Annotated in this window: 17 protein-coding genes and 1 pseudogene; 4 read left to right on the top strand and 14 right to left on the bottom strand. The window is 57.0% G+C overall.

Features of this window, described 5'->3' with window-relative positions:
* Window positions 1-214: 214 nt before the first annotated feature.
* The 9 genes and pseudogenes from K1567_RS17645 to K1567_RS17605 form a co-directional block, all read right to left on the bottom strand.
* Entirely contained in the window at window positions 215-1,540 is a 1,326-nt protein-coding gene (locus K1567_RS17645) for an OprD family porin (RefSeq protein WP_220698691.1), read from the bottom strand.
* A gap of 853 nt (window positions 1,541-2,393) precedes the next feature.
* Entirely contained in the window at window positions 2,394-3,227 is an 834-nt protein-coding gene (locus K1567_RS17640; RefSeq protein WP_220698690.1) for a thymidylate synthase, read from the bottom strand.
* Entirely contained in the window at window positions 3,224-3,733 is a 510-nt protein-coding gene (locus K1567_RS17635; protein WP_220698689.1) for a hypothetical protein, read from the bottom strand. The genes K1567_RS17640 and K1567_RS17635 overlap by 4 nt, the downstream gene beginning before the upstream one ends.
* The gene (locus K1567_RS17630; RefSeq protein ID WP_220698688.1) at window positions 3,730-5,865 is read right to left on the bottom strand and encodes a site-specific integrase; all 2,136 of its coding nucleotides are present in this window, start codon (window positions 5,863-5,865) and stop codon (window positions 3,730-3,732) included. The genes K1567_RS17635 and K1567_RS17630 overlap by 4 nt, the downstream gene beginning before the upstream one ends.
* Window positions 5,862-8,759 carry a site-specific integrase gene (locus K1567_RS17625; RefSeq protein WP_220698687.1) on the bottom strand — a complete coding sequence of 966 codons (2,898 nt, stop codon included), beginning with the start codon at window positions 8,757-8,759 and terminating at the stop codon, window positions 5,862-5,864. The genes K1567_RS17630 and K1567_RS17625 overlap by 4 nt, the downstream gene beginning before the upstream one ends.
* A 161-nt stretch (window positions 8,760-8,920) precedes the next feature.
* Complete coding sequence (locus K1567_RS17620) at window positions 8,921-10,153, bottom strand: tyrosine-type recombinase/integrase (protein ID WP_220698686.1); 1,233 nt, start codon at window positions 10,151-10,153, stop codon at window positions 8,921-8,923.
* 110 nt (window positions 10,154-10,263) lie between these two features.
* Window positions 10,264-10,842 (bottom strand): annotated as a pseudogene (gene thyA, locus K1567_RS17615) (thymidylate synthase); the annotation flags it as partial.
* 58 nt (window positions 10,843-10,900) lie between these two features.
* Complete coding sequence (lgt, locus tag K1567_RS17610; RefSeq protein ID WP_034101323.1) at window positions 10,901-11,713, bottom strand: prolipoprotein diacylglyceryl transferase; 813 nt, start codon at window positions 11,711-11,713, stop codon at window positions 10,901-10,903.
* A 65-nt stretch (window positions 11,714-11,778) separates the two neighbouring features.
* Window positions 11,779-12,561, bottom strand: a complete 783-nt coding sequence (locus tag K1567_RS17605) for a sulfite exporter TauE/SafE family protein (RefSeq protein ID WP_220698685.1) — start codon at window positions 12,559-12,561, stop codon at window positions 11,779-11,781.
* Window positions 12,562-12,681: 120 nt separating this feature from the next.
* Here K1567_RS17605 and K1567_RS17600 point away from each other — a divergent pair, with 120 nt between their 5' ends.
* Window positions 12,682-13,428, top strand: coding sequence for an NRDE family protein (locus K1567_RS17600; RefSeq protein WP_220698684.1), 747 nt, complete (start codon window positions 12,682-12,684; stop codon window positions 13,426-13,428).
* Between the two features lie 63 nt (window positions 13,429-13,491).
* Here K1567_RS17600 and ptsP read toward each other — a convergent pair whose 3' ends face one another.
* Window positions 13,492-15,771 carry a phosphoenolpyruvate--protein phosphotransferase gene (gene ptsP, locus K1567_RS17595; protein WP_034101326.1) on the bottom strand — a complete coding sequence of 760 codons (2,280 nt, stop codon included), beginning with the start codon at window positions 15,769-15,771 and terminating at the stop codon, window positions 13,492-13,494.
* Between the two features lie 22 nt (window positions 15,772-15,793).
* Window positions 15,794-16,273: an RNA pyrophosphohydrolase gene (locus tag K1567_RS17590; RefSeq protein ID WP_003176750.1), complete on the bottom strand. Its 480-nt coding sequence runs from the start codon at window positions 16,271-16,273 to the stop codon at window positions 15,794-15,796.
* A 143-nt stretch (window positions 16,274-16,416) separates the two neighbouring features.
* On the opposite strand from K1567_RS17590, the gene K1567_RS17585 reads away from it, so the two are divergent.
* Window positions 16,417-17,073, top strand: coding sequence for an HAD family phosphatase (locus K1567_RS17585; protein ID WP_034101327.1), 657 nt, complete (start codon window positions 16,417-16,419; stop codon window positions 17,071-17,073).
* A gap of 90 nt (window positions 17,074-17,163) precedes the next feature.
* Here the strand turns inward: K1567_RS17585 and K1567_RS17580 are convergent, their stop codons facing one another.
* Complete coding sequence (locus K1567_RS17580; RefSeq protein WP_034101329.1) at window positions 17,164-17,577, bottom strand: DUF2269 family protein; 414 nt, start codon at window positions 17,575-17,577, stop codon at window positions 17,164-17,166.
* Between the two features lie 41 nt (window positions 17,578-17,618).
* Complete coding sequence (gene ilvA, locus K1567_RS17575; protein ID WP_034101330.1) at window positions 17,619-19,133, bottom strand: threonine ammonia-lyase, biosynthetic; 1,515 nt, start codon at window positions 19,131-19,133, stop codon at window positions 17,619-17,621.
* Between the two features lie 137 nt (window positions 19,134-19,270).
* Between ilvA and rpiA the strand changes: the two genes are divergently transcribed.
* On the top strand, window positions 19,271-19,942 hold the full coding sequence (gene rpiA, locus K1567_RS17570) for a ribose-5-phosphate isomerase RpiA (protein WP_034101332.1): 672 nt from the start codon (window positions 19,271-19,273) through the stop codon (window positions 19,940-19,942).
* A gap of 265 nt (window positions 19,943-20,207) precedes the next feature.
* Complete coding sequence (locus tag K1567_RS17565) at window positions 20,208-22,154, top strand: autotransporter domain-containing protein (RefSeq protein ID WP_220698683.1); 1,947 nt, start codon at window positions 20,208-20,210, stop codon at window positions 22,152-22,154.
* Here K1567_RS17565 and K1567_RS17560 read toward each other — a convergent pair whose 3' ends face one another.
* Complete coding sequence (locus tag K1567_RS17560) at window positions 22,155-23,063, bottom strand: SdiA-regulated domain-containing protein (RefSeq protein ID WP_034101335.1); 909 nt, start codon at window positions 23,061-23,063, stop codon at window positions 22,155-22,157.
* Window positions 23,064-23,094 lie beyond the last annotated feature (31 nt).

Below are 23,094 nucleotides of genomic sequence, written 5' to 3'. Positions count from 1 at the left end.
TGCAGACGGGTGGTCAAGTGGAATGCAATTCTCCACACGAGCCTGCGAGGTCTCCTAAAAACTCCAAAAAAAAGGCGCCCTTTGAGCGCCTAAAACCACCTTAATCGGAGCGGGAGCTTCCAAAGGTGACTGTTGCTTTGGAGGTATGCCGTGATGCCCAATGCGAGCCAAGCAGCAGTGACTTCTGATGTGACCATCAGCAGATACTACGCGGCTACAAGACGCTGAGCGGGTACTCCACAATCAGCCTGACCTCGTCCAGATCAGACTCGAACGTAGTGGCTCGGGTGGTGGCCTGGCGAAGGCGCAGAGACAGATCCTTCATGCTTCCGGTCTGAACGACATATTTGGCTTCGATGTCTCGCTCCCAGCGCTTTTGATCCTTCAGCGGGTTGCCATCGGAATCGCGGCGCATGTAGGTGCTGTTTGCGTTGGAGTAGTCGCCATCCGTACCTTTGCCATAGCGGGTCATGAATGCTAGGCCCGGTACGCCGAAATTAGTCATGTCCAGGCTATAAGTAGCCATCCATGAGCGTTCCTTTGGGGAGTTGAAGTCGCTGTATTGGATGGAGTTGGCCAGGTAGATTGAGTCTGACTGTCTCAGGTAGTCAAAGTCATCATCACCTTGGTTACGTTGATGCGAAAGAGACACCGTGTGCGAGCCATATTTAAGGCCGATTTTCGCACTCCAGATATCATTGTCAAACTTCCCGAGAAGCCGTTTACCTTCATCGGTAGCGTTGTAGTAGTTCAGGCTGCCCGTAAGTGCCATCTGGTCAGAGAGGGGAAGAACGTAAGACGCTGAGGCGTATTTTTGATCCCATGCGTCTTTCAGTCGACTCCCGTATAAGCCCAAGGTCAAACGATCGGTAGCCTCGTAGTCGCCGCCGAAATATCCCACCCAAGGCGAATTCACCGGCCCGGCATAAAATGTGGCGAAGTTGTCGCGCATCGAGGAGGACTGAGGTTGGCTCATTGCGTGCAGGCGGCCACCTTGCATCGTCAAGCCGCTGATGCTTTTGTTGGTGGCTGTTACCCCCCTGAAGCTTTCTGGAAGTACCCGAGAGTCACCAAATGAAACCACAGGCGTCGATGGGAATACATCACCTATATTCACGACGGTGTCGAAAGCCCGAGCCTTTACGGAGCCACCCACCTTCGTCCATTCATCTTTTGCCTGCCCATCGTTATCGACAGGCAGAACGTTGAATGAGCTCTGCAGGCCATTGCGGCCACCACCGGTATCAAGCTTCAACCCAACCATCGCAAACGCGTCGACACCTACGCCAAAGGTGCCTTGGGTAAAGCCTGATTCGAACTTGCCAATAAACCCTTGCGCGGTACCTTCGGAGTAGCCATTCCCGTTTGCGTTAGATTGACCCTTGCGACTGTCCCGGTTCATATAGAAGGTACGGCTGAAGACATTCAGCGTGCTGCCCTCGATAAACCCTTCTTTTTGCTCTTCGGCGAAACCAGAAATCGGGGTCATCCCGGCAATGGTAGAAAATACTGCCAGGGAAATCTTATTAAGGTGAGTCATGTGCGCTCCGTTCGAATCGGCAGATTGCTTTTAGACATGTTTGGCCTGGCTTTATTTTTATAACCCTAGAGCTGCCAGTGAGTGATGATCTTGACAACTTGAATATAACGGCGAGGTGACTGGGAAATTACAAATCTGAAATGTGGTATCCGTAGTTGCAACTCTTGAAAAGAGCTACAACGACAGGCTGGTGCGTTTCGTACCTCAGCCAGGACTCGGACGTCGCGCTCTAGTGGGTGTCTCTGTGAAAGAAAAAAGCCTAGACGCAGATCTTTGCTCCGCTGCCTATCCGGCCTGTGCATTGGCAGGTGGATGTAGTAAATGACTAACTTAGTGGACGCTCGCGATACCGGCAGATATTTTATCAGCCAGAATCCCGCCCCTTTTCCACACCCCAAATTCCAGAGTGTGGCCAGCCCGGCGCATTAATTGCTAGCGTCGTGCTGAGGCGCATCCTTTACATGAACTTCAACCCTGGGTGGTTGCACCAAGTCGCAGCGAAACGCCGCCCAGCATTGCTCAAGGTGCACGACCAGGTTTTAGGCTGGTGCGTGGAGCTTCCATCAAACGGGGGCGTATGAGAACAGGCCGGTCTTGACGGCTGGATCGGCTAAGTCATTGTGGAACGACTTTTGGCTGAGAACCAAGCCGCATTGCCCGATCGTTTTGACCAAGACTGAGTTGGTTGCTGAGTGCCTGTGGAGGATCTGAGACACGCGATCCCAGTCATTCAGGTAATGGCCAAGGAATGCTGTGCAGGTTGAGCATGCTCTTCACAGGCCTGTCACCTGCACAACCTGCATTCATCGGTGGATAGCCGAGGTGAGCACCTCGACTTCACAGCCGAGACGACTCAGATTGAGACTGGAGCTGAGATATGGGGATGCGGGTCGTAGCCCTCGATCTCGAAATCCTCAAACTTGTAGTCGTAAATACTGGCTGGCTTACGCTTTAGCACCAGTTTTGGTAGAGGACGCGGCTCACGAGTTAACTGCAACTTAACTTGATCAATGTGATTTAAGTAAATATGCGCATCACCCATAGTAACGACAATTTCTCCAACACCCATATCACACTGCTGAGCGAGCATATGAGTTAGAAAACTCGCCCCGGCCAAGTTGTACGGATTCCCAAGCAGCAGATCACTCGACCGGATATAGAGGTGTGTCGACAATTTATTGTTGGCCACATAAAACTGGTAGAGCAGATGGCACGGCGGCAATGCCATCTTTCCGTTGCGCGCATTTTCTTGAGGGCTGACAGACTCATCTGGCAGGTACTCAACATTCCATCCATGGAACAGAATGCGGCGGCTGTTGGGGTTCGTTTTGAGTGTGTTAACAACGTAATCGATCTGGTTGATGGTTTTACCATCCTTAGTCGGCCACGCAGTCCACTGCTTGCCATAAACCGGCCCAAGATCGCCATCCTCGGTTGCCCATTCATCCCAGATTTTGACACCATTCTCCTTGAGCCATTTGGTGTTGGTATCACCATTCAAGAACCAGATCATCTCATTGATAATGCTCTTGAAATGCAGCTTCTTCGTGGTCAGCAGCGGAAAGCCATCTTCCAGGTTATGGCGGAATTGACGACCGAACACGCTAATCGTGCCTGTCCCTGTGCGATCACCCTTTTCAACACCATTGCTGAGCACGTCAGCTAACAAGTCTTGATATGCTTTCAATTCGCTTTCTCCGCGTTTTCGGCCTCAAGGACAGCTATGATGTCCCTAAGCCGCTCAATTTCGGTTTCGAGAGATCCAATTTTGGACAGGTGATCCTGGCAATCCTGATTGGCCAGGTCTCGTGCATCACGAACCTTCACCAACCGAGTATTTAAGACACCAGCTGTTTCTTGAGAATCCCTATACATGTTGAACCAGTATACTACTTCTAGGCGACTTTTTTCTAGGCGATCCTCTAAGATACTGACTGGATCCTGGCGCTTAACCTTTTTACGCGCGAGTGCTACTTTCTTTAGAGCGCGCTGCTCTTTGATTAGCGCAAGTTTATCCAGAGGAAACTGACGCAAGTATATAGTATTACGATGGACTCCAGAAATTCTACTCAACTCAGAAACAGTCGCTTTGATTGAGCCATCTCTGGAAATAAGGGCCAGAGCTTCCGTCAGAGCAGCAGTGATCCTGTCGTAGTCTGCAGCATTGCGTACATCAAATGGCTGACTGCTCATACTTCAAGCTCCGTTGCCTCGCCAAGCCATTCCAATACCCCTTTGGCCTCATTGATGACTTCGTTGATCTGATCCAAGCGATCTTGATAGAACGGATCAGTGAGCAACGCACGATTTTGGGTGTAAATCTCTCTCCACTTTGGAGCATGAGCTTTAGTAATCACTGAGTTGGCACATCGGTTAGGATTGCAACGAAGCCCACCGATACAAGGCAAACTATCATCAAATTCCTCAATGCGACCTCCGTAGCACATGCCCATGCCTATGTTCACTACTGCGATGCCTTGTGCCACAAGAGCGTCAATGATTTCATCGTACGTATAGCCCGCTTCTTCATACATCTTAAAGATGGCTTTATTCTTAGCTTTATGCGCAGCAGCGTTGGCCCCAGCATACGTGCCATCCGGGTCGTAATGCAGACGCACAACTTCCCGCTCAGCCATGTACCGATATCGGTTGCTTTTGCCAGCTTGGCGACCTCCCATCTCAATCATGTCGCCCATGTGTCCATAAACTAAGGTAACAGCGCTATATCCACGATTATAATAGCCGCCGACGATATCACCAAAGTGCTTTAGCTGATGACTGATGAAAGGCAGCCCAACCTCAGCTCGGTAGAGCTGATAAGCCAGTGTGTGTCGCAACATATACGGATAAAACCCAAGCACCCTGAACTCATCCGCAGGAAGAACATATTCAAAAAATGACATAAGGTGATACTTCATGCCTACACTACTGACCTCTAACGGCTTGGCGCCTGGGGCTACTGTATCTGTAGGAGCAAACAAAAAAGGCGTCTGCTTATATTTAGCCAGAATGCTAGCTGCAGCGATTGCATCTCGGACAATTGGGATCGCCACCCAAGTGTCATCAAACAACTTCCCGTAGGCGTTTCGATGTTTTACAACATGGCTATTGAGTAGCCAGTACTTGCCATTTTCAGACAGCGCATTTTCAAAGGTGATTTGAGACAGCTCGGAGGGCCTCATCCCGGTGTACTGAGCCACAATGTAGCAGCAGCTGTAGTAGACTTGGTCAAGATATTTACGAAACGCCTTGTTGATCAGGCCTCCCGCGATAAGTTTCACTTTCGAAACGGAGACCGTCGACGCACCTTCCTTTGGGCGAGGCGACATCAACTCATCCGGCATCTCGCCCATGACCGACAAGATAGTCCCCTCGGGATAACCGGCCTGCTTGAGACGCATAAACGTGTACATGTCGAGCAAACGGGGGGTAACGTCATGCTCCTCTGCGCGATAGAACTCCCTGGCGTTCCGACGTCGGAGGCTATCAACGTCTGCTACTGACTCACCGAGTGTTGCCAAGAAATCCACGATCAACATGGAGGCAGACAGCGAAGAATGTTCGAAGATTTTGTTCGACAGTACCTCGCTCACCACCTTGTCTTCCGTTACAGATGCCTTTTCTGCAGCGATCTTCGCCCACTGAAGCTTTTCCAGGTCGACGTGTGGCAGGAAACCACCGAATACATTCTCAGCTAAATACGGGGAGCGGATCACGTTGAAGAACACTTTCAGGGCAGAGTTAAAGGCGAAATCGTATTTCTTAGCCGCTTCACGATAGGAGAGGGTGTCAAACCCCCGTACGCCGGCCTCGCTGCGCTGGACGTAGTCTCGTCCAAACTCTGCTTGATCGCAGCGAGACATTTGATCCAAAAACCTCATACCCGCTGAGAAATTCATGATGATCGAGGTGACATTTTTGCTCTTCGATTTCCGGCCACCATAAACATGGGCCGGGGCCATGTAATAAAGATAGAAGGCGACCTTCATCTCAAGCAGTACCAACGGGCTTACAGCAGTATACTTAGACCAATCAATTCGTAGCGACGCCCCTCTCATGCTACGGACAGAGTTGGGGTAATCGCCATTGAAATCCCAGACCATATCCTTAATTAACGAACGGACTCCGGTCTCAGGGTTCGGCCTCGCGACCGGCAGCACCAACAACGCCTCATAGTATGCGACAGCATCCATTCCATTTGTGGCCGCTAACGTCTCGTCAGCAGCTCGCTGCCTCACAATCACTCCTGTCGAGTCAGGCTGAGGCGTAAGCCAAGAACGCAATGAACTAAACTTTGACAGCAAATCAAAATGCGCTTCGTTCATTGGAATGTCCCCTCAACCATCACACTCGTTTCGATGTATTCCGACAGCTGCTCTGCCTCTGCCAACTCTTCAGGCGTAAAATCTGAGAACTTTGGATCAAGGATCTCTTCAAGCAATGCCAAGTTCTCCAAGATCACTGTGCCGTAGGGAGTGTCCAGGACTCGCGATGACTCAATGGCATGGAGATAATCTCGACGCATCGCGAAAAGATCGGGCAGATTTGCTTTCGTGATTAGCCGGTTATCGCAAGCTAGGCACTTGTTATAAAGCGAACAAGGTCTGCCGGGGATATAGCTTTTAAGCTTCTTGATGAAGTCAGGAGGATTGAGAATGTTGCGACACCCACCCAAAGGAGTTTTGAAGATAATGACTTCCGACGAAGTTTCACGCGGCGCGGCCATTGGCTCGCTATGCATGGTTCGCTTGTGGATATCCCGCATGGCCTCATCAAGCACCTTACGCGCCATGCGGTTGAGATCGAGCCTGTCCAGATATACCACAGTGGTACGCATGCTTTTATGACCAAGTAGCACTTGAATCTCGCGCAGACTGACACCCCTTTCGATTAACTCACTCACAAAGCTTGGCCGAAGCCGTGAGGCGGTTAGTTGGAGGGGCTCTCCCTTATCGGTGAGCAAGCCGTGACTTTTCGTAAAATGGTTGAACATCTTATTCAGAATGGTAGTGCCAGATCCGTCCAGCGCTTTGATCTGCCCCCGAGCCCTCGTTGATCCATCTCTGTAGATGAATAGGCGGGTCGCCACCTCAGGGCTGGCTTCAGCACGCAACTGGACTGTGAGCGCCATCACGTCCTCAAAGATTTTCCGGACTTCTCGCCCCTGAGAGGACGTAAGCCAGGAGATTTCCGCTTGAAAGATGTCGAGCGGATACTCTTTTGCGCCAGTAGAACGCTCCTTCCAGTATCTGAGGCACGGTCGGTTAGAAAGACGATGGCGCTCTTCGAAGTCTTCACAGTCCAAACCAAGCAGCGAATCGGCGTTAAGGCCTGTCACCTGTGCCAATCGGGCAACATAAGGCGCCAACGTGTTTGCGTTAAGCGTATAGAGCACTCCCCAGCTTTGGTAAACGTCGTAAATCGACTGATCTGAGTTATTGATAATGCGAACAAAGGCGACCTGGTAAGGGTCATCGCTGTCCTTTGAACTGAAACCGATAGGTTTGCAATCCAGCTTGTTCTCAAAGATCCACCACGCGTTCTCCAGCGTGCCATAACCCCGCTTCACGTGCCCCAAGGCATCGAGAGGATCTTCCCCTCGACCACGCCGCTCATAAGGCTGGGCCAAGGTGTTTGTACGATCAATCGCAAGGCCCAGCGTATCGCTGATGCGCTTCCTCTCGTTCGGGGTGTAAGGGCGGTACCGATCAGTTTCAGAAGCTTTTTCGAACTCCGAAACGGGAATGTATGAAGTGATTCCCAGCCCCTCCGTGTGCTTTGCGGTCTCCATGACATTTCTCACACCGCTCAAAATCGTATTGCACGTGAGCGTTGCCAGCTTCCCCTCGATCAGCTGGGTTTCGAGGTATTTTTTGAACCTGGCCAGCGAGTAAACACCGACCATCTCGGTGAGCGGTTCGTGGCCCTCAAACCCCGACTCCAGGAGGCTGTCACGGTGATGTGAATATGCAAGTCGATAGTTGGTGATCCCGGATTCGTGATGCGATCCCAAAGAGGCAGCCGAAAAAAGGTGCAGCAGGGGTGAGAATGGCTGACCGTCCGCAGGCGCCAAGTCTGTAACACTCTCGACGGGCATTTTGCGGTAGAGCTGCATGCGCTTCAGCGTGGATAGTTCCTCAGCCTCTGCACCTGCCTCATCCGCAAGACGCCTTTCGCTATCGCGCTCAGCGACAGTTTTGTACTCGCTCGCGAGAACGCCGATGGACAAAAGATCAGTTGTGATCTCGTCCATAGTGATCGCGATCAAGGGAAGCTTCCAGTTGCCCTTGAGATTGGCGAACTCTTCAATTTGATCAAGGTAACCCTTCCACTTGATCCTATTCGCAAATGTCGGGATAGCGAGCTTTTGCCGCTGATCCATGCCCTCGTACCAGCGCAGCAACCGCCTGCGCCAATCACACTCAAACGAGCTGTAGCCAGGGAAGACAATCAACTCCTCGGCCATGGCGTCAATGAGACCTTCCAGAAGGTGAAGCTGCCGGGTAACGGCGGTTTGAGATACCCCGACCTGCTGAGCAACAAAATCAATCAACACCCGTGGTTCGCCCGCACGTGAAACTAGCGGAATCTGGAGAAGGAGATCACGACTTGCACTGACGTCAGCTACCCAATCCTTGATCAGCTCAGCGATCGCAGCCGAATTCTTCCTCCGACCAGGGAAGCTTTCTGGGACATCGGCGCCTTGAAGCTTCAAGACCTGAGCAGAAATTTCCTCCCAGGTAGACTGAAACAGCGCGGAGTCACGCCCGCGATACATACCAGGGCCAGCGGTCTCAACCGCACCTGCATACGCGATTTTTCCGTTGGTAAAAGGCAGATTCTGCTTAACGTCATCTGAGAGCGACTCAAACCAATTCAGTAATCGCCGACGCAGCTCGTTGTCTTTGATGGGATACGCCTCAATAACGATGTTTTCGGCAACCATGGCCCTATACACGGAGGCGATCGACGGATCCTGAGTTGTTACGAACAAGGGATCTACCCCTAAAACCTCGAAGAGGTACTTTTTGGAAATACGCCCGTGGCAGCGCGGTTCTAGAACCACGCCCAAGAGCGCTTGGCGGTCACTCACCACTGATGCTGCCCAGTTACGAAGCCTGGCGCTCACTGCCTGTAACGCAGCATCCTTTGCGCTGAGCTCGGGAAAGGCCAGACTGGTATTTGCGGTACTTTCGAAGATGTTCAGTTGTTCACTCATGAATTCGTCATCCACAGCGGCACTACAGCCCTGTAACGGGCGCTGCCAAATGTTCGGGAGGAAGATGCGATCCTGAGCTCAGCGGTCATCAAGCAAGGAGGCGGAATAGTCCCGTCCAAGCTTTCATGATCGTGAGAGCTACATGTGACGCATCAACTCAGTCACTTCCGATCGGACGGTCGTATTCGAAGCCAGGTCTTTACGATCAACGCTTCCATTTCCTGCGCCCGAGTCACCGTTATCGCGTTGTCATCGAGTAATTTTCGATAGAGATCCATCGCGATTTGGTTGTACTTCTCGGTCGTAGATAAATGAGCGTGACCCAGGCTCTTACTGGCGATGGTTAGGCGCTCAAGGTAATCCGTGCCCAGGTCTGGGCTGGAAAGGATTGCGTAAGCGTTACCGTGCCTAAGCTTGTGAGGAGAGACGGGACGGGTGATGCGGTTGGTGGCTACAGCGCGCTCGCTGAGCCGGTCAAGCAGACTGCTGATAGCTCTGGCACTGAAGGCATCGCCGTGGGTATTGAAAAACGCAGGCGTGTCTTCAGGCTTGCGGTATTTGCGGGAGTGGGTGCGATATACCAACGAATCGTGGTAACGCTTGACCCTCTCCAGCGTGGCGCGACTGACGATGCTGTACCGCGCCTTACGTTGGTTGCCCCGCCCCTTACTACCGCTGATCCAGATGGGGCAGTAGTCGACATGCAGCGGAAGCTCTTCATCCTGAGAAAGGAACTTGGCCTTGCTGAATTTCAGGGCATCAAGAACGTTCTTCAGGCTAACAAATTCGACCTCGGAACGTCGCAGCCCCACATCGAAGATGAACTGCATAAGGCAACGCTCCCTTTCGTAGGGAGTGGACTCAATGAGTGCCATCAGCTCTTCGGTGCTGCAGCCCTGAATTAGTTTCGATTTAGGCGAAGGAGTAAACATCCCTCGGTCGTATGGGTTGCTCTTGCGCAATGGAGCTCGCCCATCCACTGAAGCACAGAGATAGTTAGCCATGAATGACATGAGGGTGGCATCACGGTTCCGGGCTGTAGTGCTTTCCAGGTCACTCTCTTCAATAAGAGATCGGAAGTACTCACGGTAGATATGCGTGCCCGCGTCGATAAACGCTTCATCAAGGTGGCAGGTTTTCAGCTCAGGGCGGGACTGTAGAAAGGAATAGATATAGCCAAGGTTATGGCCATAGGTCTTTACGGATTTAATGGAGAGACTATCCGTAGACGCTTGCTCGGATAGGAAACAGGAGACATGAGGTAAGAGACGCTCATCATCATCGAAGACGCCACCGCCGGTCACATGAACCACTCCCTCTGTGGTCGGACTCACCTCGTTAAGCAGTGACTCACCAAGATCCAGCACTTCAGCCCTAGCAGCTACTACCTTCATTTCTATCCCCCTCCGAGCCCTTCACACACCCTATACGGAATGTGCAGATTTGCCTAGTCACTTTAAAAGCGCCTGGAAAGGATTTGGCTCTACGCAATCAGTTGGTAATGTGCAGCTTCAGTGAGGGGGGATAAAAGGAACACGTCGGAGCTGCGGATATACAACTGCATCGACAGGTGACCGTCATGCACGAACGCCTGATACAGCAGATGGCACGGCGGCAGGGCTTGTTTGCCGTTGCGCGCGTTTTCCTGGGGGCTCTTGGTTTCGTCGGGCAGGTACTCGACGTTCCAGCCGTGGAACAGGATGCGACGGCTGTTGGGGTTGGTCTTAAGGGTGTGAACCATATAGTCGATCTGATTGATCGTGCCGCCGTCCTTGGTCGGCCAGGCGGTCCATTGCTCGCCGTAGACCGGGCCCAGGTCGCCGTCTTCGGTGGCCCATTCGTCCCAGATGCGCACGCCGTTTTCATTGAGCCATTTGATGTTGGTGTTGCCGCTCAACATCCAGATCAACTCGTTGGCGATGCTTTTGAAGTGCAGCTTCTTGGTGGTCAGCAGCGGGAAGCCGTCGGCCAGGTTATGCCGATACTGGCGAGCGAACACGGCCTTGGTGCCGGTGCCGGTGCGGTCGCCCTTGGTCAGGCCATTGGTCACGACGTCGTGCAGCAGTTCGAGATATTGCTTCATGTGGATACCCGTTTCGTTGAAGCCTGGGCCCAGCGCGGCTGGGCCCAGGCGTTCGAATTTAAAGCGCGGTGTTCTTCAGCGGCTGCGGGCGATTGTACGCCCACCACAGCAGGCCCAGGCCGACCAGGATCATCGGCAGGCTGAGGATCTGGCCCATGGTCAGCCAGCCCCACGCCAGGTAACCCAGCTGCGCATCCGGCACCCGTACGAATTCGACGATAAACCGGAAGATCCCGTAGAACAGCGCGAACATGCCGGACACGGCCATGGTCGGGCGCGGTTTGCGCGAGAAGATATACAGAATCAGGAACAGTGCCACGCCTTCCAAGGCGAACTGGTACAGCTGCGACGGATGGCGCGGTAACTGGGCCGGGTCGCTGAACGGCGGGAATACCATGGCCCACGGCACGTCGGTCGGCTTGCCCCACAACTCGGCGTTGATAAAGTTACCGATGCGCCCGGCGCCCAGGCCGATCGGCACCAGCGGCGCGACAAAGTCCATCAATTGGAAGAACGATTTGCCGTTGCGCCGACCGAACCACCAGGCCGCGATCATCACGCCGATAAAGCCGCCGTGGAACGCCATGCCGCCCTTCCACACTTCGAAAATCAGCATCGGGTTGGCGATATACGCCGACAAATCGTAAAACAGCACATACCCCAGGCGTCCGCCGACGATCACCCCCATCGACAACCAGAACACCATGTCGGAGAGTTTCTCCTTGGTCCAGGTTGGGTCGAAACGGTTCAGGCGCCGAGACGCCAGCAACCACGCGCCGCCGATGCCGATCAGGTACATCAACCCGTACCAGTGGATTTTCAGCGGACCGATGGCCAGGGCCACCGGGTCGATCTGCGGGTAAGGCAGCATTGCGACTCCTCGTTAAATCATTCGTTATGGCGTCCGGACCATGCCCGGGCGCGATTAAGCCTTCGTTACAGCAAAAAATTCAAACCGACGCACAATAGCAATCCGGCAAACAGCCGCTTGAGCAGGCGGGGCGACAGCCGGTGCGCCAGGCGTGCACCGAAGCGCGCGAACACCATGCTGGTCAGGGCAATGCCCAGCAGGGCCGGCAAATACACGAACCCCAGACTATGAGCGGGCAACAGCGGATCATGCCAGCCAAGAATCATGAAACTTAATGCACTGGCCAGCGCAATCGGCAGGCCGCAGGCCGACGACGTCGCCACTGCCTGCTGCAGCGGCACGCTGCGCCAGGTCAGGAATGGCACGGTCAGCGAGCCGCCGCCAATCCCGAAAATCGCCGAGGCCCAGCCGATCACAGTGCCGGCCAGGGTCAGACCGACCTTGCCCGGCACCGTTCGACTGGCCTTCGGCTTGACGTCCAGGCCCAGTTGCAGCGCCACCAGCAGGGCAAATACGCCGATGATCTTCTGCAAGTGCGGCCCGGAAATCGCTTCGGCGGTCAGCGCGCCAAAACCGGCGCCGATCAAGATGCCGACGGTCATCCACACAAAGATCGGCCAGCGCACCGCGCCACGCCGATGGTGCTCGCGCACGGCATTGACCGAGGTAAAGATGATAGTCGCCAGGGACGTTCCCACCGCCAAGTGCGTCAGTACCTGCGGGTCGAAGCCCTGCAAGGTGAAGCTGAACACCAGCACCGGCACGATGATGATCCCGCCGCCCACACCGAATAGCCCGGCGAGCACGCCCGCACAGGCGCCAAGCACCAGATACAGCAGAAATTCCATGGGAGCCCCCGAAACAAGTCCGGCATGTTAACGGATGGAAGGCATGCGACCCAACTGGAGACGATGGAACGCTTCTGCTTGAGTGAGTAGAGTGGCAAAAAACACAAAAGGGATCGCCTGATGTGCTTGATCGTTTTCGCCTGGCGGCCGGGTCATGCCCAGCCGCTGATCGTCGCGGCCAACCGCGATGAGTTCTATGCCCGCCCTACGCTGCCGCTGGCCCAGTGGCCGGATGCGCCTCACGTGTATGCCGGCCGCGATCAGGAAGCCGGCGGCACCTGGCTGGGGGTGAGTGCCGATGGGCGGTTTGCGGCACTGACCAATATCCGCGATCCGCACCAGCCGCCGGCGCGTAAGTCCCGCGGCGAGCTGGTGGCGCGGTTTCTCAGTGGTTCGCTGCCGATTGACGAGTATTTAGCCGAAGTAAATGGCCGATCCATCGAATATGCCGGCTTCAACCTGCTGGTGGGGACGCGGGAAGAGATGTGGCATTACAACGCCAATCACACCGAGCCTGCCCGGTTGGAGGCGGGAGTGTATGGGTTGTCCAATGCCGGGTTGGATACGCCGTGGCCGAAGCTGCTCAAGGCCAAGGCAGCGTTAAGCCAGGCGCTGGATAATCCGCACCCGCATGTTTTGCTGGAGCTGTTGAGTGACCCGCAGACCGCACCGTTCGCCGAGTTGCCGGATACCGGCGTGGGGCTGGCGACTGAAAGCCTGTTGTCGAGCGTGTTTATCGCCAGCCCTACTTATGGGACCCGAGCCAGCACAGCATTGATCGTGAATGCCGACGGCACACGGTGGATGGTGGAGCGTAGTTTCGGGCCCGAGGGCGGGCGGCTGGGCGAAGTGGAGATCAACCTCTAGCCACACCACAACGCCGATGTGGGAGGGAGCAAGCCCCTCTCACAATTCTGATCGGTGTCAGCGTTATAGGGTTTTCGCCGAAGCCGGATTGATCATCCGCGTCAGCCCCAGGTTTTTCAGGGCCAATTGCAGCGAGCTGTGGATAACTTGCGGGTTGTCGATGGTCATCACCTCCGCCAGCAGATCCTTGGCCATGCTCAGGTTGACCTGGCGCAGCAGCCACTTCACTTTCGGCAGGTTGGTGGCGTTCATCGACAAGCTGTCAAAACCCATCGCCATCAACAGCACTGCCGCTGCCGGGTCGCCGGCCATTTCGCCGCAGATACTCACTGGTTTGCCTTCGGCATGGGCGTCGCGAACCACATGCTGCAAGGCTTGCAGCACGGCCGGGTGCAGGTAGTCGTACAGGTCGGCAACCCGAGGGTTGTTGCGGTCCACGGCCAGCAAGTACTGAGTCAGATCGTTGGAGCCTACCGACAGGAAGTCCACCTGCCGCGCCAGCTCCTTGGCCTGGTACACCGCTGCCGGGATTTCGATCATCACGCCAATCGGCGGCATCGGTACGTCGGCGCCTTCGTCGCGCACTTCACCCCAGGCCCGGTGGATCAGGTGCAACGCTTCTTCCAGCTCGTGGGTGCCGGAGATCATCGGCAACAGAATGCGCAGGTTGTTCAGGCCCTCGCTGGCCTTGAGCATGGCGCGGGTTTGCACCAGGAAAATCTCGGGATGGTCGAGGGTCACGCGAATACCGCGCCAGCCGAGGAACGGGTTGTCTTCCTTGATCGGGAAGTACGACAGCGACTTGTCGCCGCCGATATCCAGACTGCGCATGGTCACCGGCAACGGGTGGAACGCCGCCAACTGCTCACGATAGATCGCCAGCTGTTCCTTCTCGCTCGGGAAACGCTGGTTGATCATGAACGGCACTTCGGTGCGGTACAGCCCCACGCCTTCGGCGCCTCGCTGTTGCGCGCGGGCCACGTCGGCCAGCAAGCCCGTGTTGACCAGCAGCGGCACGCGGTGGCCGTCGAGGGTCACACACGGCAACTCGCGCAGGGAATCGAGGCCCAGCGCCAATTGCTTCTCTTCTTCCACCACCTCGGCATATTGCTTGCGCAGCACTTCGCTGGGGTTGGTAAAGACTTCGCCGCGATGGCCGTCGACGATCATGTCGATGCCGTCGACTTTGGAATACGGCAGGTCCACCAGGCCCATCACCGTCGGAATACCCATGGCCCGGGCCAGGATCGCGACGTGGGAGTTACCCGAACCGAGTACCGACACCAGGCCCACCAGTTTGCCTTCCGGTACTTCGCCAAGCATGGTGGCGGTCAGTTCTTCACTGATCAGGATGGTGTTGTCGGGGTAGACCAGGTTGGTGCTGCGATCTTCCTGCAAGTAGGCCAGCAGACGGCGACCGAGGTCACGCACATCCGAGGCGCGCTCGCGCAGGTAGGCATCGTCCATCATTTCAAAACGGTTGACGTGATCGCTGACCACCTGACGCAACGCGCCCTGGGCCCACTGGCCGGTCTTGATCACGGTCTTGACTTCGTTCCCGAGGGACGCGTCGTCAAGCATCATCTGGTACACCTCGAACAGCGCCCGCTCTTCGGGGCGCAATTGGGTGGCCAGTTTGTTCGAGAGGTTGCGCATGTCGGCGCGCACGCCTTCGAGGGCGGTCTTGAACAGTTTGATTTCGGCGTCGATGTCGGTGATGGTTTTGTCCGGCACCACATCGAGGTCGGCCGGCGGCAGCATGACCACCGCCGTACCCACAGCAGCACCTGGCGAACCCGGCACGCCGACGAACTTGGCTTCCTGAATACCCTTGCCCTGACGGCCCAGGCCACGGATGGAACCGGTGGCCTCGGCGTGGGCGATAACCCCGGCCAATTGCGCGCTCATGGTCACGAGGAAGGCTTCTTCACCTTCGTCGAACTGGCGGCGTTCTTTCTGTTGAATGACCAGCACGCCGACAACGCGGCGGTGGTGAATGATGGGTGCGCCGAGAAATGAGGCGTAGCGCTCTTCGCCGGTTTCGGCAAAGTAGCGATAACGCGGGTGATCGGCCGCATGTTCAAGGTTCAGGGGTTCTTCACGCGTCCCCACCAAGCCAACCAGACCTTCATTGGGCGCCATGCTGACCTTGCCGATGGAGCGCTTGTTCAAGCCCTCGGTGGCCATCAGCACAAAACGGTTGGTCTCGGGGTCCAGCAGGTAAACCGAGCAGACCTGGCTGCCCATGGCTTCCTTGACGCGCAACACAATAATCCCCAACGCCGCCTTGAGATCCTTGGCGGAGTTAACTTCCTGGACGATCTTGCGCAGCGTATTGAGCATGGCTCGGGGTCGAACTCCGTCGTCAGTCGCGCGCTAAAAGGCGCGGGGCAAGCTCTTTGAGAGCGCGACGATAAACTTCGCGCTTGAATGTCACCACCTGGCCCAGCGGGTACCAATAACTGACCCAACGCCAGCCATCGAACTCCGGTTTACCGGTCAAATCCATCCGCACCCGCTGCTCATTGGAGATCAGGCGCAGGAGAAACCATTTCTGCTTCTGGCCGATGCACAGCGGTTGGCTGTGGGTACGCACCAGGCGTTGCGGCAAACGATAGCGCAACCAGCCACGGGTACAGGCCAGAATTTGCACATCTTCGCGCTCAAGGCCGACTTCTTCGTTCAACTCACGGTACAAGGCGTCTTCAGGGGTTTCGTCGGGGTTGATTCCGCCCTGAGGAAACTGCCAGGCATCTTGGTTGATTCGGCGAGCCCATAGCACCTGTCCGGCATCATTCGTAAGAATAATCCCGACATTTGGACGGAAACCATCGGGGTCGATCACGGCAACAACCTCGCAAACGCATGTCGCCGCATTGTTCCACAAAGCTTGCGCAAGCGGCAACGAGGCTTCTTAGCTTATGTGCACTCTTGTGAAAAGACCGTATTCTGGACGCCTTTTTACAGACATTTCAGCGAGTAACTGCAATGCGCCTGGCTTTATTCGACTTGGACAACACCCTTCTCGGCGGTGACAGCGACCACGCCTGGGGCGATTACCTGTGTGAACGCGGGATTCTCGACCCGGTGGCCTACAAGGCTCGCAACGACGAGTTCTACCAGGATTACCTGGCCGGCCAACTGGACAACGCCGCTTACCTGAACTTCTGCCTGGAAATCCTCGGCCGCACCGAGATGGCCCAGCTGGACGCCTGGCATAACGACTACATGCGCGACTGCATAGAACCGATCATGCTGCCACGCGCCTCCGAACTGCTGGCCAAGCACCGCGACGCCGGCGACAAGTTAGTGATCATCACCGCCACCAACCGTTTCGTCACGGCGCCGATTGCCGCACGCCTGGGCGTGGACACCCTGATCGCCACTGAATGCGAGATGGAAAACGGCCGCTATACCGGACGCAGCACGGATGTGCCGTGTTTCCGTGAAGGCAAGGTGACGCGCTTGAATCGTTGGCTGGAAGAGACCGGGCATAGCCTGGAAGACAGTTACTTCTATAGCGACTCGATGAACGACTTGCCGCTGTTGGAGCAGGTGGCGAACCCGGTGGCGGTCGACCCGGACCCGAATTTGCGCGCCGAAGCCGAGAAGCGGGGTTGGCCGGTGATTACCCTGCGTAGCTGATAGCGCTATCGGGGCAAGCCCCCTCCCACAAGGACTCGGTTAAATGTGGGAGGGGGCTTGCCCCCGATACAGGCGACACGATCCAACGGGTTAAACCGGCTTGGCCCCCATCAACCCGGCAATCGCCACAAACCCCACCAGGCTGACCACCGCTAGCACCAAAGTGAAATTCAGGCTACCGCCCTCGCCCTTGCGCAACCGGTTGAGCCGCGCCACCAGCCAGAACCAGGCCAGCGCCGCCACGGTGTAGAGCAGGCTGGAGCCCAGAATCCAGGTCTGCCCCAACGGCCAGCCCACCAGGTGCACCAGCCACCAGCCGGTAAATGGCATGCTGAGCAGGCAAACCCCCATCAGCAACCATACGAACGCCCAAGGGCGCTGCACGACCACCGCCGGACCGGCGCTGCGTTTGCGCCAGGCCAACAGCGCCAGGCCCAGGCCGCAGAGCAACAACACCGCAGTGGCCGCAATGTGGATAACTTTGAGGGTGATCAGGGTTTGCATGTGTCGTATTCCTTAAAGGCCGCCCCAATCAGCGTAGTCGCTCAACCGAGGAACAGTTTGTAGGCCGGGTTATCGCTTTCGTCCCAGTACGGGTAACCGATTTCCGCCAGGGCCGCCGGTACCAGGTGACGTTCGTTCGCCGGCACTTGCAGGCCGGCCACCACACGGCCATCCGCCGCGCCGTGGTTGCGATAGTGAAACATTGAGATGTTCCAGCGCCCGCCCAATTTGTTAAGAAAGTTGAACAAGGCCCCCGGCCGCTCCGGAAACTCGAAGCGCAACACCACTTCATCGCTCACCTTGGCCGCATGCCCACCGACCATATGGCGGATGTGCAACTTGGCCAATTCGTTCTCGGTCAGGTCCAGCACCGGAAAACCCTGCTGGGTGAGGCTGGCGATCAAGGCGCTGCGCGGGTCGCTTTCCGGATGCGTCTGCACACCGACGAAAATGTGCGCTTCGCTGCCGGTGTGATAGCGGTAGTTGAACTCGGTAATCTGGCGTTTGCCCACGGCCTCGCAGAACGCCTTGAAGCTGCCAGGCTTCTCGGGAATGGTCACGGCGATGATCGCTTCGCGGCCTTCACCCAGCTCGGCGCGCTCGGCCACATGGCGCAGGCGGTCGAAGTTGACGTTAGCGCCGGAATCGATAGCCACCAGGGTTTGCCCGCTGACGCCTCGGGTTTCCACGTATTTCTTGATACCCGCCACGCCCAGCGCGCCCGCCGGCTCGGTGATGGAACGGGTGTCGTCGTAGATGTCCTTGATCGCCGCACAGATTTCGTCGGTGCTGACGGTGATCACTTCATCCACGTAGTCCTTGCAGATATCGAACGTGTGCTGACCGATCTGCGCCACCGCCACGCCATCGGCAAACAGGCCCACGGTCGGCAGCACCACTCGCTCGCCCGCTGCCATCGCGGCTTGCAGGCAGTTGGAGTCATCCGGCTCGACGCCGATGATCTTGATTTCCGGGCGCAGGTATTTCACGTATGCCGCAATACCCGCGATCAGGCCACCGCCGCCCACCGGTACGAAGATCGCGTCCAGCGGCCCTGGGTGCTGGCGCAGAATCTCCATCGCCACGGTGCCCTGCCCGGCAATGGTGTGCGGATCGTCGTAGGGGTGAATGTAGACGTAGCCTTTTTCATCGACCAGCTTGAGCGAATAGGCCAGGGCTTCCGGGAACGAATCGCCGTGCAGCACCACTTTGCCGCCACGGGAGCGCACGCCTTCGACCTTGATCTCGGGGGTGGTCTTGGGCATCACGATAGTGGCCTTGACCCCCAGCACCTTGGCCGCAAGGGCCAGACCCTGGGCGTGGTTGCCCGCCGAGGCGGTGACCACACCGCGCGCACGTTCTTCGGCGCTCAGTTGGGTCAGCTTGTTGTAGGCGCCGCGAATCTTGAACGAGAACACCGGCTGCAAGTCTTCCCGCTTGAGCCAGACCTTGTTGCCCAAGCGCTCGGAGAGCTGGCGGGCGGTCTGCAACGGGGTTTCTACGGCAACGTCGTAGACGCGCGAGGTGAGGATCTTTTTGACGTACTGTTCAAGCATCGGAAAGCATCACTGGGCGGGTTGGGCAGGGCCAAGGAGTCTAACCCGGCTTTTAGCCGTACGACCACACGAATCCCGAGGTTTTGTTGGGGTATACTCGCCGCCCTCGATAACTCCCCGCCCGTTCCGGAGCCCGCATGACCCAGGATCAACTCAAACAGGCAGTGGCCCAGGCCGCCGTCGATTTAATCCTTCCCAAACTCGACGACAAGAGCATCGTCGGCGTCGGCACCGGCTCCACCGCCAACTGCTTTATCGATGCGCTGGCCCAGCACAAGGGCGCGTTCGACGGCGCCGTGGCCAGCTCCGAAGCCACCGCCGCGCGCCTCAAAGGCCACGGCATTCCGGTGTATGAGCTCAACACCGTGAGCGACCTGGAGTTCTATGTCGACGGCGCCGATGAAAGCGACGAACACCTGCACCTGATCAAAGGCGGCGGCGCAGCCCTGACCCGCGAGAAGATCGTCGCGGCCGTGGCCAAGACCTTCATCTGCATCGCCGATGCCAGCAAACTGGTGCCGGTGCTCGGTACATTCCCACTGCCGGTGGAAGTCATCCCCATGGCCCGCAGCCACGTAGCCCGGGAATTGGTGAAGCTGGGCGGCGACCCGGTGTACCGCGAAGGCGTGTTGACCGACAACGGCAACATCATCCTCGATGTGTTCAACATGCAGATCACCAACCCGGTCGAGCTGGAAACCCGGATCAACGCCATCGTCGGCGTGGTCACCAATGGCTTGTTCGCCGCGCGGCCGGCGGATGTGTTGCTGCTGGGCACGCCTGAAGGCGTGAAAACCCTCAAGGCTTAAGCACAGGTTGACTGTGGGACGGAGCCAGCCTCCTCCCACAGCCCCTGCCCATGTAACAAAAACGCTACCTTTCGCAGCACCCCTCTCCAAAATCGTGCGCCAAATCACGACATTCAATGCCGTCGCTGGTATCAAATCCGTTACAACTTACAACCACGCGACCCCGCCGTTTAACAATGCGCCAATTCACAATCGCCCAGGGAATGAGGCGCACATTGTGCAAAGGGTCTCGGCTCAACCACTCCGTCACTTCAAGGAAGACCCTGTGATAAAGCCCCTCGCCTTCGCGATCGGCGCGACCTGCGCCCTGGTATCCCTGCAAGCCTCAGCCTACGAATACGGCGAGCACGCCAACACCACCCTGGAAAAGCTGATCAACGATTACCCCGGCCGGTATCGTGACACGGCCAATTTCGCCGGCGCGGCCGACTGGATGCAAAGCCAGATGGGCACGGCCTACACCATCAGCCGTCAGGACTTCACCTGGAACAGCGGCAGCCGCGCCTCGCAGAACGTAGTGGCCTACGCCGCCGGCACTCGGCCGCAGTACGTGGTAATTGGCGCGCATTTCGACACTTACTTTGGCCGCCCTACCCTGCAAGGCCTGGATGACAACGGTTCCGGCGCCAGTGTGCTGACCGAAGTGGCGAAGAACCTGGGCGGTCTGCAGCTGGAAAACGGGCTGCAGGTTGTCGGTTTCGGCGCGGAAGAAGAAGGCTTGCGCGGCTCCCGGGCGTTCGTTGACTCACTAAGCGCCAGCCAGCGCGCGAATATGCTGGCGATGATCAACCTCGACAGTCTGATCACCGGCGACATGATGTACGCCCACGCCGGCCAGAACAGCACCGCCAACCCCGCACTGGCGGCATTGCGCGAGCACACCTTCCAGATCGCCAAGGAATTGAATATTCCTTTGTTCACCAACCCCGGACTCGACCCGCAATACCCCACAGGCACCGGTTGCTGCAGCGACGGCGAAGCATTCGAAGCGCTGAACATACCAATCCTCTATATAGAGGCCACTAACTGGGAACTGGGCGACCTGGACGGCTATACCCAGACCAATAACCCGAAAATCCCCGGCGGCTCGACCTGGCACGACCCCGCTGAAGACAACAAAGCGGTACTCACTGATGCCTTCGGCCAGGCGCGCATTGACCAGCGTCTGCGCGACTATTCGCGCCTGCTCAGCCGCTTGGTGCTGGAGCTGACCAACGCTGACCTGCTGGCCTCGACCGCTTCCGGCGGCGCCGTCGCGCGCAATATGCAGGACAACCTGCAGCGCCAGCACCAGGCGATGGTGCGCCTGCACGATCGCCGCTGGCTGACCTTGCAATCGGCCAGCCGCGAGGTCGGCAGCTTTGACGGCGAGATTGGCGTGGACGGCGAATACAACCCCGACAGTGGCTTCGACACGGCGCCCAACCCAGAGGCCCGGCGCGTGGGCCTGCACGCCCTGGGCGATTACCAACTCAGCGCGAGCCTGAACATCGGCGCCAGCCTCAGTTACCTCAACGGCCGCGACAAACTGGAGCACCGCGGCAAACTCGACAGCGACACCTGGCAAGCTGCCGCCTATGCGCTGCTTAACGATGGCGGGCCGAGCTGGCTGGCCGGCGACCTGAGCATCGGCCACAGCCGCTTCGATAGCCGGCGCAACCTGCTGATCCAGGCCAATGGTGGGCCGATCCTGCTCAATCAACAGCTGACCGGCAGCACTGACGCATTGACGCTCGGCGCGCGGGTGCTGGGCGGCTACGACTTTGACCTCGGCGCAATCAAGAGCGGCCCGTTCGCCGGCCTGGACTACAGCCACTCACGCATCGATAAATTCCACGAGAAACAAAACCTGCGCACCGCCCTTGAATACGAGGAACAATCCTTCGACTCCCTGGAAGCCAGCCTTGGTTGGCGAGTACGCGGTACCGTCGCACTGCCTCATGGCCTAAGCCTGATGCCCTACGGCGACATTGCCTGGGTTGAGGAATTGGCCGACGGTCGCCTGGACGATCTGCAATTGACCGCCCGCGCCGATGGCCAGGCGCGTACCGCGCGGCTCGGCGCTGTGGATAAGCATTTTGGTCGCGCCCAACTGGGCAGCCAGTTGGCGATTACCCCACAGCTGGGGGTGTATGCCGAGGTCAATAGCCGCCTGGGCCATAGCGAAGGCAGCCAGACCGGCTATTCACTGGGTGTGCAATGGATGTTCTGATCAGGGCTTTTTGAACACGTAGAACAGGTTCGGCTCGCTGACCAGGTACAGCGCGCCATCGTCATCCATGGCAATGCCTTCGGCCTGGGGCACGCGTTTTTTCAAACCATGGCGTCCGTTGAGCAGAGACAGACTGCTCAACGGACGACCGTCGATGTCCAACTCCAGCACCAGAAACGACTCATCCGACAACGCCAGTAAATGGCCGCTGCGCTCGTCGTATTGCAGGCTCGACAGGTCGCGCACAAACAACCCGGCGTCACGCTTGGGGTTGTTGATCACATGCACCGAGTAGGTTTTTTCCGGTTTGAAATGAGGAAAGCCGTGCACCTCGTAGATCAGCATCGGATCGCGCTCCTTGGCGACGAACAGACGTTTGCCTACCGAGTCATAGGCCAGGCCCTCAAAGCCCTTGTTGCCGCCGACATGCACGCCCAAGGTCATTTGTTCGGCGTCCGCAGCGTCGAGGAACTCGGTGTCATCGTCCACATGTACTTTGATCAGCCGTTGCTGGCGCTCATCGCTGATGACGTAAATGTTCTCGCTGATGAACTCCACGGCCTCGGCATCGCCAAACCCGATCAGGGGAATACGCCGCAGGATCTTGCCCTCCAGGGACAGCTCGATCAGCTCGGCGTTTTTATTGGTCACGGTAAACAGGCTTTTGCGGATCGGATCATAGGTGAGGGCCGACACGTCATCATCCAACCCCTCAATCACCTGCGCCTCCAGCACCACGCGGTAATCCGCCAGGCCAATGGATTGCTCATTGGTGGGCTGGCGCCACGCCTGCCAGTTGAACCAGGCGCGCTCAAAGAGACGGAAGTACTGCGCAACAGCGACGGCGCTGATCACGATGACCAGCGCAATCATCAAAAGAATAGGTTTAGGGCGGGCAAGTCGACGCATTGGGCGAGCTCAAAGTCAAAAAGTGGCGAAT

The organism is Pseudomonas sp. S5F11, assembly GCF_019641515.1.
GTDB classification, from domain to species: Bacteria; Pseudomonadota; Gammaproteobacteria; order Pseudomonadales; family Pseudomonadaceae; genus Aquipseudomonas; species Aquipseudomonas rhodesiae.
Note: the sequence above shows the minus strand (reverse complement) of the source record. Positions and strands in the feature narration are given on the sequence as shown.

What these genes read in the sequence shown, in the direction of transcription:
- K1567_RS17645 (WP_220698691.1), bottom strand. Translation starts at nt 1,540, where the DNA reads ATGACTCACCTTAATAAGATTTCCCTGGCAGTATTTTCTACCATTGCC.
- K1567_RS17635 (WP_220698689.1), bottom strand. Translation starts at nt 3,733, where the DNA reads ATGAGCAGTCAGCCATTTGATGTACGCAATGCTGCAGACTACGACAGG.
- K1567_RS17630 (WP_220698688.1), bottom strand. Translation starts at nt 5,865, where the DNA reads ATGAACGAAGCGCATTTTGATTTGCTGTCAAAGTTTAGTTCATTGCGT.
- K1567_RS17625 (WP_220698687.1), bottom strand. Translation starts at nt 8,759, where the DNA reads ATGAGTGAACAACTGAACATCTTCGAAAGTACCGCAAATACCAGTCTG.
- K1567_RS17620 (WP_220698686.1), bottom strand. Translation starts at nt 10,153, where the DNA reads ATGAAGGTAGTAGCTGCTAGGGCTGAAGTGCTGGATCTTGGTGAGTCA.
- lgt (WP_034101323.1), bottom strand. Translation starts at nt 11,713, where the DNA reads ATGCTGCCTTACCCGCAGATCGACCCGGTGGCCCTGGCCATCGGTCCG.
- K1567_RS17605 (WP_220698685.1), bottom strand. Translation starts at nt 12,561, where the DNA reads ATGGAATTTCTGCTGTATCTGGTGCTTGGCGCCTGTGCGGGCGTGCTC.
- K1567_RS17600 (WP_220698684.1), top strand. Translation starts at nt 12,682, where the DNA reads ATGTGCTTGATCGTTTTCGCCTGGCGGCCGGGTCATGCCCAGCCGCTG.
- ptsP (WP_034101326.1), bottom strand. Translation starts at nt 15,771, where the DNA reads ATGCTCAATACGCTGCGCAAGATCGTCCAGGAAGTTAACTCCGCCAAG.
- K1567_RS17585 (WP_034101327.1), top strand. Translation starts at nt 16,417, where the DNA reads ATGCGCCTGGCTTTATTCGACTTGGACAACACCCTTCTCGGCGGTGAC.
- K1567_RS17580 (WP_034101329.1), bottom strand. Translation starts at nt 17,577, where the DNA reads ATGCAAACCCTGATCACCCTCAAAGTTATCCACATTGCGGCCACTGCG.
- ilvA (WP_034101330.1), bottom strand. Translation starts at nt 19,133, where the DNA reads ATGCTTGAACAGTACGTCAAAAAGATCCTCACCTCGCGCGTCTACGAC.
- rpiA (WP_034101332.1), top strand. Translation starts at nt 19,271, where the DNA reads ATGACCCAGGATCAACTCAAACAGGCAGTGGCCCAGGCCGCCGTCGAT.
- K1567_RS17560 (WP_034101335.1), bottom strand. Translation starts at nt 23,063, where the DNA reads ATGCGTCGACTTGCCCGCCCTAAACCTATTCTTTTGATGATTGCGCTG.